Source organism: Embleya sp. NPDC059237 (assembly GCF_042754105.1).
GTDB lineage: Bacteria > Actinomycetota > Actinomycetes > Streptomycetales > Streptomycetaceae > Embleya.
Genome location: NZ_JBHZAE010000008.1, coordinates 369,232 through 386,562, shown reverse-complemented (window position 1 = coordinate 386,562; position 17,331 = coordinate 369,232). Strand labels below are relative to the sequence as shown.

General features: G+C 72.4%; 15 protein-coding genes and 3 tRNA genes. 10 read left to right on the top strand and 8 right to left on the bottom strand.

Going from position 1 to position 17,331, the window contains the following annotated elements; genetic code table 11:
- Positions 1-99: 99 nt before the first annotated feature.
- Positions 100-477 (bottom strand): nuclear transport factor 2 family protein, encoded by a 378-nt coding sequence (locus ACFXKZ_RS26555; protein WP_380003480.1) that lies wholly within the window; start codon positions 475-477, stop codon positions 100-102.
- A 210-nt stretch (positions 478-687) separates the two neighbouring features.
- On the opposite strand from ACFXKZ_RS26555, the gene ACFXKZ_RS26550 reads away from it, so the two are divergent.
- Positions 688-3,423, top strand: coding sequence for an ATP-binding protein (locus tag ACFXKZ_RS26550; protein ID WP_380003479.1), 2,736 nt, complete (start codon positions 688-690; stop codon positions 3,421-3,423).
- Between the two features lie 924 nt (positions 3,424-4,347).
- Here the strand turns inward: ACFXKZ_RS26550 and ACFXKZ_RS26545 are convergent.
- Positions 4,348-4,926, bottom strand: coding sequence for a TIGR03086 family metal-binding protein (locus ACFXKZ_RS26545; protein ID WP_380003478.1), 579 nt, complete (start codon positions 4,924-4,926; stop codon positions 4,348-4,350).
- A 90-nt stretch (positions 4,927-5,016) separates the two neighbouring features.
- Here ACFXKZ_RS26545 and ACFXKZ_RS26540 point away from each other — a divergent pair, with 90 nt between their 5' ends.
- Both ACFXKZ_RS26540 and ACFXKZ_RS26535 read left to right on the top strand, forming a co-directional pair.
- The gene (locus ACFXKZ_RS26540; RefSeq protein ID WP_380003477.1) at positions 5,017-5,811 is read left to right on the top strand and encodes a DUF6597 domain-containing transcriptional factor; all 795 of its coding nucleotides are present in this window, start codon (positions 5,017-5,019) and stop codon (positions 5,809-5,811) included.
- Positions 5,812-5,917: 106 nt separating this feature from the next.
- Entirely contained in the window at positions 5,918-7,156 is a 1,239-nt protein-coding gene (locus ACFXKZ_RS26535; protein WP_380003476.1) for a DUF2786 domain-containing protein, read from the top strand.
- A 10-nt stretch (positions 7,157-7,166) separates the two neighbouring features.
- Here ACFXKZ_RS26535 and ACFXKZ_RS26530 read toward each other — a convergent pair whose 3' ends face one another.
- The 3 genes from ACFXKZ_RS26530 to ACFXKZ_RS26520 form a co-directional block, all read right to left on the bottom strand.
- Positions 7,167-7,703, bottom strand: a complete 537-nt coding sequence (locus ACFXKZ_RS26530; protein WP_126636560.1) for a helix-turn-helix domain-containing protein — start codon at positions 7,701-7,703, stop codon at positions 7,167-7,169.
- A 98-nt stretch (positions 7,704-7,801) separates the two neighbouring features.
- On the bottom strand, positions 7,802-10,084 hold the full coding sequence (locus tag ACFXKZ_RS26525) for a DEAD/DEAH box helicase (RefSeq protein WP_380003475.1): 2,283 nt from the start codon (positions 10,082-10,084) through the stop codon (positions 7,802-7,804).
- Positions 10,085-10,292: 208 nt separating this feature from the next.
- Positions 10,293-11,807: a hypothetical protein gene (locus ACFXKZ_RS26520; protein WP_380003474.1), complete on the bottom strand. Its 1,515-nt coding sequence runs from the start codon at positions 11,805-11,807 to the stop codon at positions 10,293-10,295.
- Between the two features lie 253 nt (positions 11,808-12,060).
- On the opposite strand from ACFXKZ_RS26520, the gene crcB (ACFXKZ_RS26515) reads away from it, so the two are divergent.
- Together crcB (ACFXKZ_RS26515) and crcB (ACFXKZ_RS26510) are read left to right on the top strand one after the other, a co-directional pair.
- Positions 12,061-12,444, top strand: coding sequence for a fluoride efflux transporter CrcB (gene crcB / locus ACFXKZ_RS26515; RefSeq protein ID WP_380003473.1), 384 nt, complete (start codon positions 12,061-12,063; stop codon positions 12,442-12,444).
- A complete protein-coding gene (gene crcB / locus ACFXKZ_RS26510; RefSeq protein WP_380003471.1) occupies positions 12,441-12,791 on the top strand; it encodes a fluoride efflux transporter CrcB in 351 nt (116 codons plus the stop codon). Before crcB (ACFXKZ_RS26515) ends, crcB (ACFXKZ_RS26510) begins: the two co-directional genes overlap by 4 nt.
- Before the next feature lie 6 nt (positions 12,792-12,797).
- Here the strand turns inward: crcB (ACFXKZ_RS26510) and ACFXKZ_RS26505 are convergent, their stop codons facing one another.
- Positions 12,798-13,157, bottom strand: a complete 360-nt coding sequence (locus ACFXKZ_RS26505; protein WP_078976134.1) for a metallopeptidase family protein — start codon at positions 13,155-13,157, stop codon at positions 12,798-12,800.
- A 127-nt stretch (positions 13,158-13,284) separates the two neighbouring features.
- Between ACFXKZ_RS26505 and ACFXKZ_RS26500 the strand changes: the two genes are divergently transcribed.
- From ACFXKZ_RS26500 to ACFXKZ_RS26480, 5 genes are all read left to right on the top strand, one after another.
- Positions 13,285-13,357: transfer RNA gene (locus ACFXKZ_RS26500), tRNA-Glu, on the top strand.
- A 107-nt stretch (positions 13,358-13,464) separates the two neighbouring features.
- Positions 13,465-13,539, top strand: a tRNA-Asp gene (locus ACFXKZ_RS26495).
- A gap of 44 nt (positions 13,540-13,583) precedes the next feature.
- Positions 13,584-13,660, top strand: a tRNA-Phe gene (locus ACFXKZ_RS26490).
- A gap of 176 nt (positions 13,661-13,836) precedes the next feature.
- The gene (locus ACFXKZ_RS26485; protein ID WP_380003470.1) at positions 13,837-14,568 is read left to right on the top strand and encodes a VIT family protein; all 732 of its coding nucleotides are present in this window, start codon (positions 13,837-13,839) and stop codon (positions 14,566-14,568) included.
- Between the two features lie 86 nt (positions 14,569-14,654).
- The gene (locus tag ACFXKZ_RS26480) at positions 14,655-14,984 is read left to right on the top strand and encodes a DUF6401 family natural product biosynthesis protein (RefSeq protein ID WP_380003469.1); all 330 of its coding nucleotides are present in this window, start codon (positions 14,655-14,657) and stop codon (positions 14,982-14,984) included.
- A 3-nt stretch (positions 14,985-14,987) separates the two neighbouring features.
- Here the strand turns inward: ACFXKZ_RS26480 and ACFXKZ_RS26475 are convergent, their stop codons facing one another.
- Positions 14,988-15,761 carry a hypothetical protein gene (locus ACFXKZ_RS26475; protein ID WP_380003468.1) on the bottom strand — a complete coding sequence of 258 codons (774 nt, stop codon included), beginning with the start codon at positions 15,759-15,761 and terminating at the stop codon, positions 14,988-14,990.
- A 920-nt stretch (positions 15,762-16,681) separates the two neighbouring features.
- Entirely contained in the window at positions 16,682-16,888 is a 207-nt protein-coding gene (gene bldC, locus ACFXKZ_RS26470; protein WP_020555617.1) for a developmental transcriptional regulator BldC, read from the bottom strand.
- Positions 16,889-17,331: the final 443 nt, after the last annotated feature.

Here is a 17,331-nt window from a genome sequence, read left to right as displayed (position 1 = left end):
AAAGAAGAGGACGTAAAAGAAAAGGGCGTGCAAGAAAGAAGAGACGAAGACCCGCGGGGCCGAGCTACCGTCGCCCGGCCCCGAGTCCGACGCGGCGACTCACAACCCCGCCGGCACCTTGTCCAGGAAGCCACTGACCCGCGCGATCCGGCCGTCCTCGGCGATGTGGATCACGTCGAAGCCGACCACGATGGCCTCCGCGCCCGCCGGGCCGAGGTTCCACGTGAAACGCGCCAGGTCGTGGTGCCCGTCGACGGCCCCGCCCAGGGTGAAGACCAGGTTCGGGAACTGGCTCTGCACCGCGCCGAGCGTCGCGTCGATCGCGTCGTGCCCGAAGGCCGACACCAGCGGGTCGACGTACCCGGCGTCCTCGGTGTACAGCCCCTCGACCAGCTTGCGCCGGGCGGCCGGGTCGGTCTCGTTCCACACGGCGATGTAGCGCTCGGCCAGGGCGGTGTAGTCGATGTTCGTGGTCATGGCGACCGTCCTTCGTGGGGTGTTCCGGGCTTCCGGCGGTTCCGGCGAGCTCCGTTGCCCATGAACCTACGGAGCCCCGAACCGACGGGAATCGGTCGCGCATAGGTACTTTGGCGCGCAGGAGTCGGTAGGTCCGTACCGGTATCGACGACCACACACCCGGACGGACGGACCGGCCACGGAGCGGGCGGACATGGGGGACGCATCGGCATGTTGTACGGACGAGACGCCGAGCTGGGCACGATCAAGGAGCTGCTCGCCGCGGCCGAGGAGGGCCGCAGCGGCGTGCTCGTGCTCCGCGGCGAGCCCGGGATCGGCAAGACCGCCCTCCTCGATCGGGTGGTCGCCGACACCGACCTGCGGGTGATCCGCGGCACCGGCGTCGAATACGAGGCCGAACTTCCGTACGCCGGGCTCAGCCTGCTGCTCCGCCCCGCGCTCGGCGGCCTCGACCGGCTCCCCGACCCGCAGCGCCAGGCCCTCGAAGCCGCCTTCGGCCTGGCGGTCGGCGAACGCTCGGAGCCGATGTTCGTCGGCCTCGCGGTGTTGTCCCTGCTCTCCGAATACGCCGGCGACGGGCCGCTCCTGTGCGTCGTCGACGACGCACAATGGCTGGACCGCGCCTCCGCCGACGCACTGGTGTTCGCCGCCCGGCGGCTGTACGCGGAGGGCATCGCGCTGATCCTCGCCGCGCGCGACGACCGCGACGCCTTCCCCGTCCCCGGCCTGCCCGAACTGCACCTGCCCCCGCTGCCGCCCGAGCAGGCGGGCGCGCTCCTGGACACCCACGCGGAGGATCTGAGTCCCGCCGTCCGCCACCGCGTGCTCGCCGAGGCCCGGGGCAACCCGCTCGCGCTGCTCGAACTGCCCGTGTCACTGGCCGGCGAACAGGCCGGGGACACCCTGCGGCCGGGGGCGCTGCCGCTGACCAGCCGGCTGCAGATCGCCTTCCACGGCCGGGTCACCCGGCTCGACGAGCGCACCGGGATGTTGCTGCTGCTCGCCGCGTGCGACGACTCCGGCGACCTGGGCGTACTGCTGCGCGCGGGCGCCGCGTTCGGCGCGGGCGCGGCCGATCTGGCCGGCGCCGAGGAGGCGTCGCTGATCGTCGTCGACGACGACCGGCTGCGCTTTCGGCATCCGCTGATCCGCGCCGCGGTACAGCAGCGCGCCCCGCTCGACCGGCGCCTGGCCGCGCATCGCGCGCTGGCAGCCGCGTTCGCCGCGCCCGACCACGCGGACCGCCGCGCCTGGCACCTGGCCGCCGCCGCGACCGGCGTGGACGAGGCGGCGGCGACCGCCCTGGAGAGCACCGGCGAGCGGGCCCGCGAGCGCAGCGGCCACCTCGCCGCCGCGCTCGCCTACGAGCGGGCCGCCCGACTGACCGAAGACGTCTCGGCCCGCACCCGGCGGCTGACCCTGGCCGCCGAGGCCGCCGCCGAGGCGGGCGAGTCGGACCGGGCCCGCACGTTCGCCGAACGGGCGCTGACCGGCGCCCCGGACGATGCCGTCCGGGCCCGGCTGTTGCACGTCCATGCGCTGGCCGACTTCTGGCAGGGGGCGTTCCCCAGCGCACACGAGCTGCTGCGCCGGGGCGCCGCGCTCGCCGCCGGATCCGACCCCGAGCGCGCGGCCCGGATGTTGCTCCAGTCCGTGCACACCGCGTGGTACCTGGGAGAGAGGCAACTGCGGGAGAGCATCGACGAGTTGGCTGCACTGACGCTGCCGCCGACGGCCCCGGTGACGCCGGTCGCCGCATTCGTGACCGCCGCCTTCCCGGCCGACGAGCACACCACCGAGCGCCCGGTGCTCGGCGACCTGGTCCGGGTCGCCCACGACTTCGGCGGCGACGATCAGGGCGCCCTCCTGCTCGCCTGCGGCGTCGGGCTCACCCTGGGGCAGGACGTCGACGCGCACGACCTCGCGACGGTGCTCGCGGCCGACAGCCGACGACACGGCGGCATCGGTCGACTGCCCACGATTCTGTTCTTCCGGGCCGAGACGGAGATCTTCGAGAGCCGGCACACCGACGCGCTGGCCACCGCGACCGAGGCGCTGCGGATCGCCCAGGACACCGGACAGCGGCAGTGGATCAGCCAGTTCGAGAGCGTGCTGGCCTATCTCGCGGGCGTCGCCGGCGACGAGGAGGCGGCGCACCGGCACGCCGACGCGGCGCTGACCGGCGGCGTCGGCAGCGCGATGCCCGCCGGCGCACCCTGGTCGGCCTGGGCGCTGGGCCTGCTCGACCTGGGCCTGGGTCGCCCCGACGCGGCGCTCAACCGGCTGGAACAGCTCACCCGCGAACCGATGCGCCATCACATCTGCGCGACCCGCTCCGTCCCCGACCTCGTCGAGGCCGCGGTGCGCGCCGGCGACCCCGACCGGGCCCGCGAGCCGCTGGACCGCTTCGAGCGTTGGGCGCACCGGGCCGGCCGCGCATGGGCCGACGCCCTGGTCCTGCGCTGCCGCGCGCTGCTCGCCGGCGACGAGGAGGCGGAGCGGTCCTGGCTCGCCGCGCTGGCCCGGCACGAGGGCGAGCGCCAGCCGCTGGAGCGGGCCCGGACCGCGCTGCTGTACGGGGAGTGGCTGCGCCGCATGCGCCGCAAGACCGAGGCGCGCGACCGCCTGCGTACCGCCCTGGCCGAGTTCGACCGGCTCGACGCCCGCTCCTGGGCCGATCGGGCCCGTACCGAACTGGGCGCGATCGGCGGCAGCGCCACCCCGCGCGGCCCGCGACCCGCCGGCGTACTCGCCCTGCTCACCCCGCAGGAGCTACAGATCACCCGGCTCGCCGCGCAGGGCCTGTCCAACCGCGACATCGCCGCCCAGTTGTTCCTGAGCCCGCGCACGGTCGGACACCACCTGTACAAGGCCTATCCCAAGCTCGGCATCGTCTCCCGCACCGAACTGACCACGATCCCGGAGCTGACCACCTCGACCGGCTGAGCCGGCCGAATCTCGACCACCCACCCGCATCCGGCGCGGCCACCCCGCCACCACCTCGCGCAGCGCCGGATGCTCGGCCCCACCGCCGGCGCCGATGTGCTCGTACACCCCGCGCAACACCTCCGCGCCGCCGGCCGCCCACAACTCCTCGGCCGCCCGGGTCAACCCGAAGTGGAACCACGCGAAGTTGACCGCTCCGTGCTCGAACGAGCGCTCCATGTCCGCGAGTTCGCGCAGCGGGGCGACCTCGACCGGCAGCTCGTCCACGGTCGAGGTGAAGGCCCGCAGGACCGGCAGCAGATCCGGCTCGACCTCGTGCGCGTAGCCGACCATGGCCAGATTCGCGTGCAGCTCGGCGATCCACATGCCGGGATACGCCGGCCAGACCTGGTCCTGGAAGAGGTGGGTCAGCTCGTGCACCGCCACCAGGTCGAAGTACGGCCGCAGCGCGAGCGGTTCCCCGTACACCTCGCGCAGCCGCCGCACCGTGCCGGCGCCCAGGTGCGGCCGCAGTCCCGCGTACAACCGTGCCCCGAACCAGCCGTCGTCGGCGGCCACCCGCAGGTGGTCCCCGCTCCCCTGCGGCGTCCCGTACAGCGGCACCGTCGCCACCGCATCCCAGTCGTCCGCGTCCGCCACCGACAACCGCACCCGCGCCGCGAACCCGAGTCGCTCGCCCAACCACGCCGCGGCCCGGTCGACCCGCCCGGCCACGAACGCGGCCCGCAGCTGCGCCCCCGGGCTGTGCCGGACCGTGCTCGCGAAGCCGTCGAGTGTCGCCATCGTTGCCACGCATACCTCCGGAAGGTCGGCGGCCACCATAGGCACAGCCGATCCGCCCCCGCGCGGATTTCCCGACGCCGCGACGACCCGCCCGGTCACCGGCGGAATCGAGCCGACCCGCCTCCGCCCGCCCGACCCCGGTCAGGGCGTCCAGCGCGGATCCCGCCCCGAGGCGGCCAGCGCCCGCTCGAACGCGCTCGCGTCCGCGAAGCCCGCCACCTCCTCGGCGAAGCCGGAGTACTCGCGGTACATCGACGCGTACTTCGCCACGACGGCCTCGATCCCCTCGCCCAACTCGGTCGACGCCCGGTAGTCCTGCCCGGTCGCCCGGGCCACGTCCCAGCCGTGCAGGACCAGCTCCGCGAGCAACATCGCGGCGATCTCCGGCGCGGGCATCGTGCCGCCCCCGCCGAAGTCGATCTCGCCCTCCCACACCGCCGGATCGGCCCAGGCCGCCACACCCCGCCCCAGCTGCGCGGCGTAAGCGTCGGCCCAGTCCGGCTCGGCGACGAAGTCGCGCGCGATCAGGTCCTCGGGCAACTCCCGACGCAGCGCCCGATGCTCCAGGCCGTGCGAGGTGTACACCACCCAGTGGTTGATCAGCGCGCGCAGGTCGTAGTCGGTACACGGCGTCGGTCCGGCGGCGGGCGCGGGGGCGACACCGTGGGCGATCCGGTCGGCTTCGGCGGCTGCTTCGACGAACAGGTGGTGAATATTCATGGAAACGACGCTATGGCCCGCTCCCGTGACCGGTCTTGAACAAACGCGACAGCCCGAGCCGATGTCACCGGCGCCGGCTACCGTGGCCGGATGAGGCTTCCCTACCGCCCACGTGGAGTGCTGCGCGCCGACGCCGCGCCCGGCCACCGCGTGAGCCTCTACGAGCCGGCCGCCGACCTGGCGCCGTTCGTCGAGCACCACTGGATCGTGCACTGGGACCTGCGCGGGCGGGCGCCCTTCCGGCAGAAGGTGCTCTCGCACCCCAACGTGCACGTGGTCTTCGAGCAGCCGTTCCCGGCCGTCTACGGCGTGGTGCGCGACATCTTCGAACGGGAGCTGAGCGGGGTCGGCCACGTGTTCGGGATCAAGTTCCGCGCGGGCGGTTTCCGGCCGGTCCTGGGCGCCCCCGTGGCCACGCTGACCGATCGGGTGGTGCCCGCGGTCGACCTGTTCGGCCCGACGGTCGTGGCCGCCGGCGAGCGGGTGCTGGGCGCCGCCGCCGAGCCGGAGCGGGTCGCCCTCGCCGAGACCTGGCTGCGCGGCGCGCTGCCGGCGACCCCGACCGATCCCGCGGTGGCCGAGACCGCCGCGATCGTCGCGCGGATCACCACCGCCCCAAACCTGTTCCGGGTCGACGACCTGGCCGAGGAGGTCGGCGTCCCGGTCCGCCGGCTCCAGCGCCTGTTCGCCGAATACGTCGGGGTCGGCCCCAAGTGGGTGCTCCGCCGGGCCCGGCTCCAGGAGGTCGCCGAGCGGGCCGAGCACGGTGCCGGCATCGACTGGGCGGCGCTCGCGGCCGACCTGGGCTACGCCGACCAGGCGCACCTGACCCGCGATTTCACCGCCGCCGTCGGCACCGCGCCGAGCCGCTACGCCCGCGCCTGAGCGCCCCGCCCCGCCCGCAGCCGTGAACGGGGCCGTGAACCCAGCCGTGAACGGGGCCACACCCGGGCCCGGCTCGTTCGGGCGCCGGAAATGCAATCCTTGACGGGTGTCCTCCACGCTCGTCGAAACCCAATTCCATGCCGTCCTGAGCGCGTCCGACGACGCCCTGGCGGACGCGATCGATCTCGGCGCCTCTCTGCTCGCGGCCTCCGCCGCCGACTGGCCCGACGTCTCGCGCGCGGTGCTCGCGCTGTACGAGCGCACCGCCGACGGCTGCCGCCGCCGCGGCTGGGAACCCGCCGACGTGGTCCGCGCGGTCACCCGCGACCTGGGCGAGCGACACGCCCCGATCGCCGCCGACCTGGTCGCCGCGCAGGCCCGGGGCTACGCGGGCACCGGCCGCCGCTGGACCGCCCAGGTGCGCGAGCTGAACGCGACGACCCCGTGGTGGAGCGCCGACGACGCCTACCTCACCGAATTGGGCGCCCGCGAGGGCCTGGACCGCTTCGGCACCGCCGCGCGCGTGCTCGAACTGCTCCGCTCGATCGCCCGGCTGCCCGCCATCGAACCGCTCACCGCCGCGACCTTCCGGGAACCGGAGCGGACCCGCCCGGCGACCGGCGAGGAGCGCCAACTCGGCCGCGTGCGCGCCCTGTTGGCGAAGGCCGAGTCGACCGAATACCCGGAGGAGGCCGAGGCCCTCACGGCCAAGGCCCAGGAGTTGATGACCCGGCACCGGATCGACGAGGCACTGCTCGGCGTCGGCGCGGACGCGGCACACACCCCCGGCGCCTGCCGGATCGGTGTGGACAACCCGTACGAGGGCGCCAAGGCGCTGCTGCTCGACGCGGTCGCCGACGCCAACGGATGCCAGGCGATCTGGTCCGGCGCGCTGGGCTTTTCCACCGTGGTCGGCTTCGACTCCGACCTGGACGCGGTCGAGTTGTTGTACACCTCGCTCCTGGTCCAGGCCACCGCCGCGATGAACCGGGCCGGCTCGCACCTGCACGACTCCGGCCGGGCCCGGCGCACCAAGACCTTCCGCCAGTCGTTCCTGATCGCCTACGCCGACCGGATCCGCGAACGGCTGACCGCCGCCGAGGAGGAGGCCGTCGCGGACGCGAACGCGGCCTCCGACAACCGACTGCTCCCGGCACTGGCCGCCCGCGAGGTCGCGGTCAAGGAGAGCACGGAGCGCATGTTCCCCACCCGCACCACGCACCGCCTGCGCGGCCGGGACGCCGACGGCTGGCGGCACGGCAAGGCCGCCGCCGACCGGGCCGACCTCGGCACTCGCGACCGCCTGGAACGCGGCGACCGCGCCGGCGAGCCGAGCCGAGGCTAGGCCGGCCCCGCTACCAGGGCCCGCGCTGCGCCGGTACCGTCGACGCGCGGGCCCCGCATCGCCCCTCGGCCACCGCCCGATGCGCCTGACGCGGCGTCATACCCGGTCCGGTCAACGGCTCGACGTCCTCCAGGTGGAGCGGGTCGCCGCATACCGAACAGACCACCTCGGCCTGCGCCTCGTGCCCCTCCGAGCCGCCGTGCCGATAGACCACGGGCGGCCCGTCCTCATCCGCCAGCCAGGTATCGCCCCACCGGCCGATCGCCACGAGCACGGGAAAGAAGTCGCGCCCCTTGGCGGTCAGCACGTACTCGTGCCGGGGTCGCCGTTCCTCGTAGGGCACCCGATCGAGCAGGCCCTCCTCGACAAGCAGATTCAGCCGCTGGGCGAGCACGTTGCGGCCGATGCCCAGATTCTCCTGAAGATCCTCGAACCGCCGGACCCCGTAGGACGCTTCGCGCAACACGAGCGGCGTCCATCCGTCGCCGAACAACTCGAGGACGCGGGCGATGGAGCACGGCCAGGTTCCGAACGAGGTCCGCTTCATGCCGCCACATTACTGAGCGGGGCGGGATCGATACGCGATCGATCCCGCCCCGCTCGGTGGTTTGACTACAGCGCGATTACCGTGCGATTACACAGCGCTTACGCGTCACGCTTCCAGCGCGGCTTGCGGTCGCCCGCACCGCCGGCCGGACGGTCGTAGTGCCCGTCCCGACGCGGCGCACGGTCGTGCGAACGCTCGCCCGAGCCCGAGCCGTACGACGGACGGTCGCCGTAGGACGGCCGGTCGCCACGCGGGGCGCGGTCGCTGCCGTACGCGGGCCGGTCGGTGCGCGGCGCACGGTCGCCGTACGACGGACGGTCGCCGCGGTAGCCACCCTCGCGCCGGTCGCCGCCGCCGTAGGACGGACGGTCGCCGGTACGCGGAGCCCGGTCCCCGTACGAAGGACGGTCGCCACGCGGGGCGCGGTCGCCGTAGGACGGACGCTCACCACCACGCGCGGAACGGTCGCCGCCGTACGACGGACGGTCGTTGTACGCGGGCCGGTCGCCGCGGGGGCCGCGGTCACCCTGCGGACGGTCGCCGCGGTAGCCGCCCTCGCGCCGGTCCCCGCCGCCGTAGGACGGACGGTCACCCGTACGCGGACCCCGGTCGCCATAGGACGGACGGTCGCCACGCGGCGCACCACCACGACGGTCGCCGCCGCGGTCGCCGTACGACGGACGGTCGCCGCGGTCCCCGCGGTAGCCACCCTCGCGCCGGTCCCCGCGGTCACCACGATCCCCACGGTCACCGCGGTCGCGGTCCGGGCGCTCGTAGCGCTCGGTGCGCATCGGGACATCGCCGTTCTTGGCCGCCTCGGCCAGCTCGGCCGCCTTGCGGCGCAGCTCGGCGGCCTCGGCCTTGAGCTCGACGATGCGAACCGCCAGCCGCTCCGCCTCGGCCTCGGCCTCGACCGCGGCGTCCGCCACGGACTGCGCCTTGACCTCGGACAGCGTGCGCGCGCCGGTCAGCTTGCGCATCTCCGGGTCGTTGGAGCCCTGCACCCGAAGGCGGGTCGGCTCGACGCCGGCGTCCTCCATCAGGCGGTCCACCGTGCGGCGCTGGTGCGGCAGCGCGAGGGTGACCACCGCACCGGCCTCGCCGGCGCGCGCGGTACGACCCGCGCGGTGCAGGTAGTCCTTCGAGTCGGCGGCCGGGTCCACGTGCAGGACCAGGTCGATGCCGTCGACGTGGATGCCACGGGCGGCGACGTCGGTGGCGACCAGGACCGGCGTGCGGCCCTCCTTGTACTCGGCCAGGGTGCGGGTGCGCGCGCCCTGGGTCATGCCGCCGTGCAGCGCCTCGGCGCGGACACCGGCCTCGCGCAGCTGCTGCGCGACGCGGTCGGCGCCGAACTTGGTCCGCACGAAGATCATCGTGCGCCCGCGACGGGCCGCGATGGCCGCCGTGACGTACGTCTTGTCCTTCGGCTGCACCACGAGCACGTGGTGCGACATGGTGGTGACCGAGGACGCGTGCGGGTCCACCGAGTGGGTGACCGGGTTGTCCAGGTACTTGCGGACGATCGCGTCCACGCCCTTGTCCAGCGTGGCGGAGAACAACATCCGCTGACCGCCGGCCGGGATCAGGTCGAGCAGCGCGGTGACCTCGGGCAGGAAGCCCATGTCCGCCATCTGGTCGGCCTCGTCGAGGATGGTGATCTCGACGTTGTCCAGCACGGCCGAACCGCGGTCGACCAGGTCCTGGAGGCGGCCGGGGGTGGCCACCAGGATCTCGACGCCGCGCTCCAGCGCGAAGATCTGCTTCGGCATCGACATGCCGCCGGTGACGGTCTTCATCCGCAGGTCGAGGATGCGACCGTACGGCTCCAGCGCGTCGTGCACCTGCATCGCGAGCTCACGCGTCGGGGTGAGGATCAGCGCGAGGGGGCGCCGGGCGCGGGCCTTGCGACCGGAGAGCCGGGTGAGCATCGGCAGGCCGAAGCCCAGCGTCTTGCCGGAGCCGGTACGACCGCGGCCGAGGATGTCCTTGCCGGCCATCGCGTCCGGCAGCGTCGCGGCCTGGATCGGGAACGGGTGGGTCACGCCGCGGCGCGCGAGCGCCTCCACGACGTCCTTGTGCAGACCGAACTCGGCGAAGCTGGGGCCGGTCGGCTCGGGCTTCTCATCGGCCTCGACCTCGTCGGCGGCCTCGACCCGCTCGTCGGCCTCTTCGTCGTCCTCGACGCCCGCCTCGGCATCGGCGTCGGTGTCGGTGTCCTCGTCGGCGTCCGCCGCGGACACGGTGTCGTCGTCGTTCGCGACGACCTCGTCGGCAATCTCGATGGCGATCTCGGTGATCTCCGAAGCGACCTCGGTCACCTCGGCTGCCTGCGCATCCGCCACACCCTCCTGCACCTCGGCACCTTCGGTACCGGGCATGGGCGTGGCAGTGTCATTGGCATAGGGGGGCATGCAAAACCTTCCGGATGCGGCCCGTCTCGAAGGTCCGCAGCCGAAATGTGGTCGCACGAGAAAGCGACACTTCTGCGGAGCACCAGAACGAGCCTACGAGGCGCCGCGACTCATGGCGGCGCCTGGATATGGGCAAAGCGATTCACCAGCGTACCCGATCACTGCGCGTTTACGCCTATCGGGTGCGTTCGTACTCCACCCTCAGACGTGCGTCCTCGTGCACCACGAGCAGCCTCGGGCGCTGCCACGACCAGTGTTCGGGGAGCAGGAACAGTGCTCCCGGGGCACGGCGCAACAAGCGCAGTCCGGTGTAGCGGTAACGATAGGAAGCGCCGGTTTCTTCCTCGACCGCGATCCCGTCCTCGGACCGCATCCGCAGATCCTGCACCGAGTAGAGCACCACCCCGGTCCGCCGCGGCAGTTGGTGCGCGAAGGCCCGGCCGTCGTCCCGCCCCGACACCTTCGCGTACGACCCCGACGCCCAGAACAGACACAGCACCACGACCGCGGCGGTGAGCAGCGACGGCAGCGACCACGGCCGTCCGGGCGCGGCGGAACTGCGCCGGTGCGCGCCGATCCGACGCGAGAGCAGCACCCCGTACGCGCAGATCGACAGCCCGACCGCGAGCGCCCCGGGCAGCAGCAGCGGCTCCCAGCGCGGATCCCGCACCGGCCACCGGTATGCGGCGAGCAGGACCGCACCCGGCACCACGAACCACGCGCAGCGCAGCAAACGAATGCACCACCCGGCGATCCGTCGGTGCCGGCGCAGCCACACCAGCAGCCGGGGGTGCGCCATCCGCGCGGCGAGCAGCCCGCCGGTGAACACGAGCAGCGGCCGGTACAGGGTGCGCAGACCGTCCGCCAGATACTCCCGGGCCGGCGTGCCCAGCACGCTCTCGTCGAACCCGAGGTAGTCGGACCGGGCCGCGGCACGGGTCCAGCCGAAGTGGTACAGCAGGCCCGCGAGGATCAGCGCGGGCACCACGAAGAAGGTCGCGAACTCCCAACCGGCGCCGGTCGATCGCTCCTCGGGCAGCCCGCGCGCGACCTCGGTGCGAGCGGTCTCGGCGGCCCGCCGACCCCGGTACGCGGACCGGTGCCGCCGCGCGGCCCGCCGCTCGGTCGCCACGGCCTCGTGCTCGACGCGGGGCGCGCTCGGGATCGCATCGGGTTCGCCGAACCACTCGGCGAGCATCGACATCGGCTCGCCGTGGGAGACCTCCGACACCTCCGCCACCTCCGCCGTGAGGTTGCCGCCGGTGCGGAAGAGAGCGAAGTCCCCCGCCGGGTCGCCGATTCGGTCCGGGTGCGGGACCCGGGGGACCGCATGCCCGACGGTCCCCGCGTCCCGCGCCCCCGGTTCGGCCGTCGGGTCCGACCCGAACTCCTCGGCGTCGCCGGGGTCCGGGCCGGGCCGGTCGCGCGGCGGCTCCGGACTCCCCCACGCCTCGCCGGCGACCGGTTCGTACGGCTGTGCGCTCGGCACCGGACGCCGGGCGTCGCGAGCACGCGGCACGGCCGGCCGGCCCGCGTGCTCCGGCTCGGACCCGGGCGTCCCGGGGTCGCGCGCGGCATCGGCCGACCGCCGATCGGGCTCGCCCACTCGGGTCAACGATCCGGTTCCGGGAAACTCGGGCTCGTCGTCGGCGAAGTCCGTCATCGGCCCGATGTCCCCCTGCGTGGTCACCGGTTCAGCATGGCCAGACACCAACTCCCGCTCCAATTCCGGAACACCGCCCCTCACCCGTTCGGCGGCGGCGCGTGATGGCACGCCGGGAGCGTGCGCGATCCCCCGGCGGCAACCGCGGCCGGCGGTACCAGCGCGCGCCGGCGCGTGTCTTCAGACCCCCGTCCGGCTCCGCGGCGTGAGCGCGGCGAGGCGCGCTGCCGGGCGTCGTGGTGCTCGCCGGGGGTTCGAAGACACGCGCTAGCGTGGCCGGGTGCCCCCGTTCCGACTCCTCGCCGTGATCTCGCTCGGCGGCGCCATCGGCGCGCTGGGCCGCTGGGGCATCGCGCAGGCGATGCCGCACACGGGTACCGCCTTCCCCTGGGCGACGCTGATCACCAACGTGCTCGGCTGCCTGCTGATGGGCGTCCTGATGGGCGTGACCCCACCCGACCCGCTGCTGCGCCCGTTCCTGGGCACGGGGGTGCTGGGCGGCTTCACCACGTTCTCCACGTTCGCGATCGAGACCCGCGCCCTGCTCGCGGGCCACGCGTGGCTCGACGCCTGGCTCTACGCGGCCGGCAGCGTGCTGCTCGGCGCGATCGCGGTCCACCTCGGTCTGGCCGCCGTGCACCGCTCGCGGGGAGCGGCCGGATGATCCCGCTGATGGTGGTCCTCGGCGCCCTGGTCGGCGCCCCCGCCCGCTACCTGACCGACCGATACGTCTCCACGCGGTGGAAGTCGGCCTTCCCGTGGGGCGTGCTCACGGTGAACGTGGTCGGCTCGCTGATCCTGGGCATCGTCACCGGCCTCGCCCCGGGGGAGCGGGTGACCACCCTCCTCGGCACCGGCTTCTGCGGCACGCTCACCACCTTCAGCACGTTCGCCTACGCGACGGTGGAACTGCACACCGTGGGCCAACGCCTGCTCGCCGCCCTGTACGTACTCCTCAGCGTCACCCTCGGCCTGACCACCGCCGCCCTCGGCTACGCCCTGGCCCACTGACCCGCCTCAGCCGTACCCGTGCTCGTGCAACCACGCATCCCCGATCCCGAAGTGATGCGCCACCTCGTGCACGACGGTCACCTCGACCTCCTCGACGACGTGTTCGTACGTCTCGCAGATCCGCAGGATCGGGTTGCGGTAGACGGTGATCCGGTCCGGCAGCACCCCGGCGTACCAGTCCCCGCGCTCGGTCAGCGGGATGCCCTCGTACAGACCGAGCAGGTTGGTCCCGTGCTCCCCGGCGGGGTCGGGCTCGTCCTCGACGAAGATCGCCACGTTGTCCATGAGCTTGGTCAACTCGGGCGGGATCCGGTCCAGGGCCTCGGCCACCAGTTCCTCGAACTCCTCGCGCGACATCTCCAACACCCCCTCATTCTGCGGCCTCCACCCCCGCCCCGCGGGGTCCCGGTTATCCGCTTTGCAAGCGCCGGCGAAAACCCCGTATAGTTCGGGACGTCCCCGACGGCAACAAGACGCCGGACACGGCCAACAAGCCCCCATCGTCTAGTGGCCTAGGACGTCGCCCTTTCAAGGCGGTAGCACGGGTTCGAATCCCGTTGGGGGCACGCACCAACCCCCCTCGGGGGGCCGCAACAAGCCGGACAGCCAGTACGGTAGGGTTCAACACGAAACACCGCGAGGGAAACCCGGGAAGCCGGGAAGAGATCGCAGAGGTCCTGTGGAGCAGTTTGGAGTGCTCGTCACCCTGTCAAGGTGAAGGCCGCGGGTTCAAATCCCGTCAGGACCGCAAGATGGAAGATCGGGGCGCCGAAAGGCGCCCTGATCCATCGAGGCCAGGTAGCTCAGTTGGTACGAGCGTCCGACTGAAAATCGGAAGGTCGGCGGTTCGACCCCGCCCCTGGCCACCAGGCTCATTCAGCCACAACGCCCCGAGCGATCAGTTCGCCAGGGGCGTTTTTTGCGTTCCCGGCTGGTGCGTTCCCGGGTCCCGTTCGGTGCCGGTGGTTGGGCCGCTCGGGTTCGGGGTGGGGATTCCGGTCGTGTCCGGGCGCTTCGGGGGCGGGCGGATCGTGATACTTCGGGCATGAGTGCCGCTGACGGGTTCGGTCGGGCGTTGCCCACGCACGCTCCGCACGACGAGGGCATGGGTACGCGGCTGAACTGGTTGCGGGCGGCGGTGCTCGGGGCCAACGACGGCATCGTCTCCACCGCCGGTCTCGTGGTCGGGGTGGCCGGAGCCACCGACGAGCGGGCGCAGTTGCTCACCGCGGGGCTGGCCGGACTGCTCGCCGGATCGTTGTCGATGGCCGCGGGCGAGTATGTCTCGGTGAGCACGCAGCGCGACGCGGAGCGGGCCGCGCTGGTCCAGGAGCGCCGCGAGCTGAGCGACGAACCCGAGGCCGAGCTCGACGAGTTGACCGGACTCTACGAACAGCAGGGCCTCACCCGAGCGCTGGCGCGCGAGGTGGCCGAACAGCTCACCGAGCACGACGCGCTCGCCGCGCACGCCCAGGTCGAGCTGAAGATCGATCCGGACGAGCTGACCAACCCGTGGCACGCGGCCGGCGCCAGCTTCCTGGCCTTCACCGTCGGCGCGTTGTTGCCGCTGCTCGCGATGGTGTTGCCGCCCGCCTCGGTCCGGCTGCCGATCACGGTGGCCGCGGTGCTCGCCGCGCTGGTCCTGTGCGGCTGGAGCGGCGCCCGCCTCGGCGGCGCCCCACCGGCCCGCGGGATCGTCCGCACCACCGCCGGCGGAGCCCTGGCCATGGCGGTCACCTACGCCGTGGGCAGCCTGCTCGGCGCCGACGGAGTCTGACCGGGATCCCGGCGCCGGACCCCCGACGTCTGCTTCGCCACAAAAAGGTGCGGATTGGTGGCGAAAAATATGTTTAAAGTGGAGACATGAGTGAACTCTTCGACGCCGAGTTGCCCCGCTGCCCCCTCGCGGGGGTCGTGGACGCGTACCTGCCCCGGCTCGCGGAGTTCGCCTTCGAGCCGGGGCTGGTCGCCGCCGTGGACCAGCACGCCGCGGCGGTGCGCACGTCGCTGGCCGCCGACGGCGCGGGGCTGATCCCGCGCCAACTGCGCCGCGAGGACCTCGCCGACTATGTGCTGGGCTTCACCGACGTACTGGCCGAAACCGACTGGCGCGAGCCGGTCGGCTACGACTTCGCCGCGTTGCGCCTGACCGCCGTGTGCTGGCTGGTGCGCGAACACGACCTGCTGGGTTGAGCACTACCGGCGTTCCTCGCGCGTCTGCGCGGGCTGCCCGGCGATCGCGTCGCCCCGGCCCCGCTGGTACGCGGTGACGCTGGCCCGCGCGTTGACCGTCTCGCGCTCGGCCGCTTCCAGCCAGCGCTCCCAGCGCTGCCGCATCGGCTGGATCAGGCCGCCGCCGACGCCGATGATCAAAATGCCCGCGATGGTGGCGAGCGCCGCGGTGAGCACCGGACCGGTGATCGCCCCGGCGATGCCGGCCTGGCCGAGCGCGGCGATCACGCCGAGCGTCACGATGAACGCCCAGGCGATGGTGCCGACCGTCTTGCCGTAGGAGACCCCGCCGAGGGCCGAGCGCACGATGTCGCGCACCGCGCCGGCGATGGCCATCGTGACGACCACGATCACCAGCGCCACGATGCCGCGCGGGATCCACAACACGATGGCCCGCAGCATGTCGCTGATCGGGTTCGGTCCGAACACCCCGAAGCCCAATTGCAGCGTCATCAGCAGGATCGCGTAGTAGACGACCTTGGCGATGATCCCGGTGGCGTCGTATTTGGACCCCTCCAGGGTCTTGGCGACCCCGCCCCGTTCGGCCACCTTCTCGAAGCCGACCTTGCGCAGCACCCGGTCGAGGACTCGCGCGATCACCTTCGCGACGATCCAGCCGATCACCAGGATCACGAGGAACGCGATCAGCTTCGGCACGAACGTCGCGAAGGAGGACCACGCGTCCGTGAATCCCTGGCTGAAGTCGACCGACAGCGCAAGGTTCTGAGTCTGTGTCATGGCGTCCCTCTTCACTGAGGTCACTGAAGTTTCCACGCGTCACAGTGGTCACGCGCTTTCCCTCAAGTGGTAACACCGCGTACACGGACCCGCACGCGGAGCATCGACCATCTACGCCACAGTGATGACCGCGCCGATCCCGGTCGCATCGGCCCGGGCGCACGCGCCGGATCCGGCCGGCCGAGAATGCTCGCACACAGTCACGAAGGCCGGCGTCGCGGCACGATCCGGATCTTCGCCCGAGACCGCCGATGATCACTCAGCGTGTTCGACTGCCGATTTCCGTACCGGCCCGTCGAATCCGTCCCGATCGCCTCGTCCGTCCCGCCCGCGGAGCCCGATCCGGACCGTCTCCCCCGCCCCGCGAAGACCGGCCCGACCGGCGGACGCCACACCCCTCGCCACGGCTGCGAGCACGGCCCGGACGACCTCGACACCCACTCCACGACCCCGGCACGCGACGCCCGCTCGCGCCGACCCGGCGGGCACCTCACCGCAGTGCCGAAGTGGTCCCGGCCGGCAGAGGTTCGAACCATTGGCGCGAGTCGCCAGGACACCCTCCGGGAGGGCTGGTGTGACCAAGGTCACTGTTTCGACCGGCGATCGTTTTCATCGACGGCCGGAAATCATCCGTGCATTCTATGTGATATTTTACTGGACGTCGTCGTGATTCCCCCGCGAAAGCGCCGCCTCGGAGCACCGTCGGCGCCCCGACCGCCTCGCGCCCGACCTCGGCGGAAGCACCCCGCCGACCCCGCGACACGGTCGCGCACCACGACCGCGACGGGCCCGAGCGCACACGGCCGACGGCAGGCTCCCGACGGACCGGCAGGCGCGGGCGTGGGCACACAAAAGAGTGCTGCACCGGACCCGGCGGGATCCGGTGCAGCACTCAGGGGAAAAGCTTTTCGACGCAGCCCTCAGGCTTCGCTGCGCTGCTGCGGAATGCCCGCGAGCAGGGCGCGGACCTCCACCTCGCGGTAGCGACGGTGTCCGCCGAGCGTGCGGATCGACGTGAGCTTGCCGGCCTTGGCCCAGCGCGTCACCGTCTTGGGGTCGACGCGGAACATGCTGGCAACCTCGGCCGGCGTCAGCAGCGGCTCGGCATCAGGCGTACGAGCGGTCATGAGCGGCCTCCTCGGGAGAACCGAACCAACACGGTTCTTTCTTCAAATTCTGCACCTTGACCCACGATGTCCTAAATAGTTCACGAGGGCCAAGTCGGTTATAGGACGAACGGCTTGTCCTTCACAGTACAAGTACACCATCCGCCGCACCCGGTTGGTCAAACCGCCGGAATTGGCATCCCAGGGTTCAAGCCACGCGATCCCGAAGGACCAGGCATAGCGGACAGTCACATGACTGTGACGATGAGTCACACGGGCCCGGCCGTCCCCTCGCGTCCACCCCGCCCCACCAGCAACGAAGTATCCCCGATGACCCGACCCGACCAGACCGACTACATCTGGTTTGTCCTTTTCATCATATACGAACCATTCGCTGGCGTATGCACCTTGTTGTGAGTCGATCTCCGACAACCTGGAGAGCTGGGAGTCCCACAACTCGAACC

What these genes read in the sequence shown, in the direction of transcription:
- ACFXKZ_RS26555 (WP_380003480.1), bottom strand. Translation starts at nt 477, where the DNA reads ATGACCACGAACATCGACTACACCGCCCTGGCCGAGCGCTACATCGCC.
- ACFXKZ_RS26550 (WP_380003479.1), top strand. Translation starts at nt 688, where the DNA reads ATGTTGTACGGACGAGACGCCGAGCTGGGCACGATCAAGGAGCTGCTC.
- ACFXKZ_RS26545 (WP_380003478.1), bottom strand. Translation starts at nt 4,926, where the DNA reads ATGAATATTCACCACCTGTTCGTCGAAGCAGCCGCCGAAGCCGACCGG.
- ACFXKZ_RS26540 (WP_380003477.1), top strand. Translation starts at nt 5,017, where the DNA reads ATGAGGCTTCCCTACCGCCCACGTGGAGTGCTGCGCGCCGACGCCGCG.
- ACFXKZ_RS26530 (WP_126636560.1), bottom strand. Translation starts at nt 7,703, where the DNA reads ATGAAGCGGACCTCGTTCGGAACCTGGCCGTGCTCCATCGCCCGCGTC.
- ACFXKZ_RS26525 (WP_380003475.1), bottom strand. Translation starts at nt 10,084, where the DNA reads ATGCCCGGTACCGAAGGTGCCGAGGTGCAGGAGGGTGTGGCGGATGCG.
- crcB (WP_380003471.1), top strand. Translation starts at nt 12,441, where the DNA reads ATGATCCCGCTGATGGTGGTCCTCGGCGCCCTGGTCGGCGCCCCCGCC.
- ACFXKZ_RS26485 (WP_380003470.1), top strand. Translation starts at nt 13,837, where the DNA reads ATGAGTGCCGCTGACGGGTTCGGTCGGGCGTTGCCCACGCACGCTCCG.
- ACFXKZ_RS26480 (WP_380003469.1), top strand. Translation starts at nt 14,655, where the DNA reads ATGAGTGAACTCTTCGACGCCGAGTTGCCCCGCTGCCCCCTCGCGGGG.
- ACFXKZ_RS26475 (WP_380003468.1), bottom strand. Translation starts at nt 15,761, where the DNA reads ATGACACAGACTCAGAACCTTGCGCTGTCGGTCGACTTCAGCCAGGGA.
- bldC (WP_020555617.1), bottom strand. Translation starts at nt 16,888, where the DNA reads ATGACCGCTCGTACGCCTGATGCCGAGCCGCTGCTGACGCCGGCCGAG.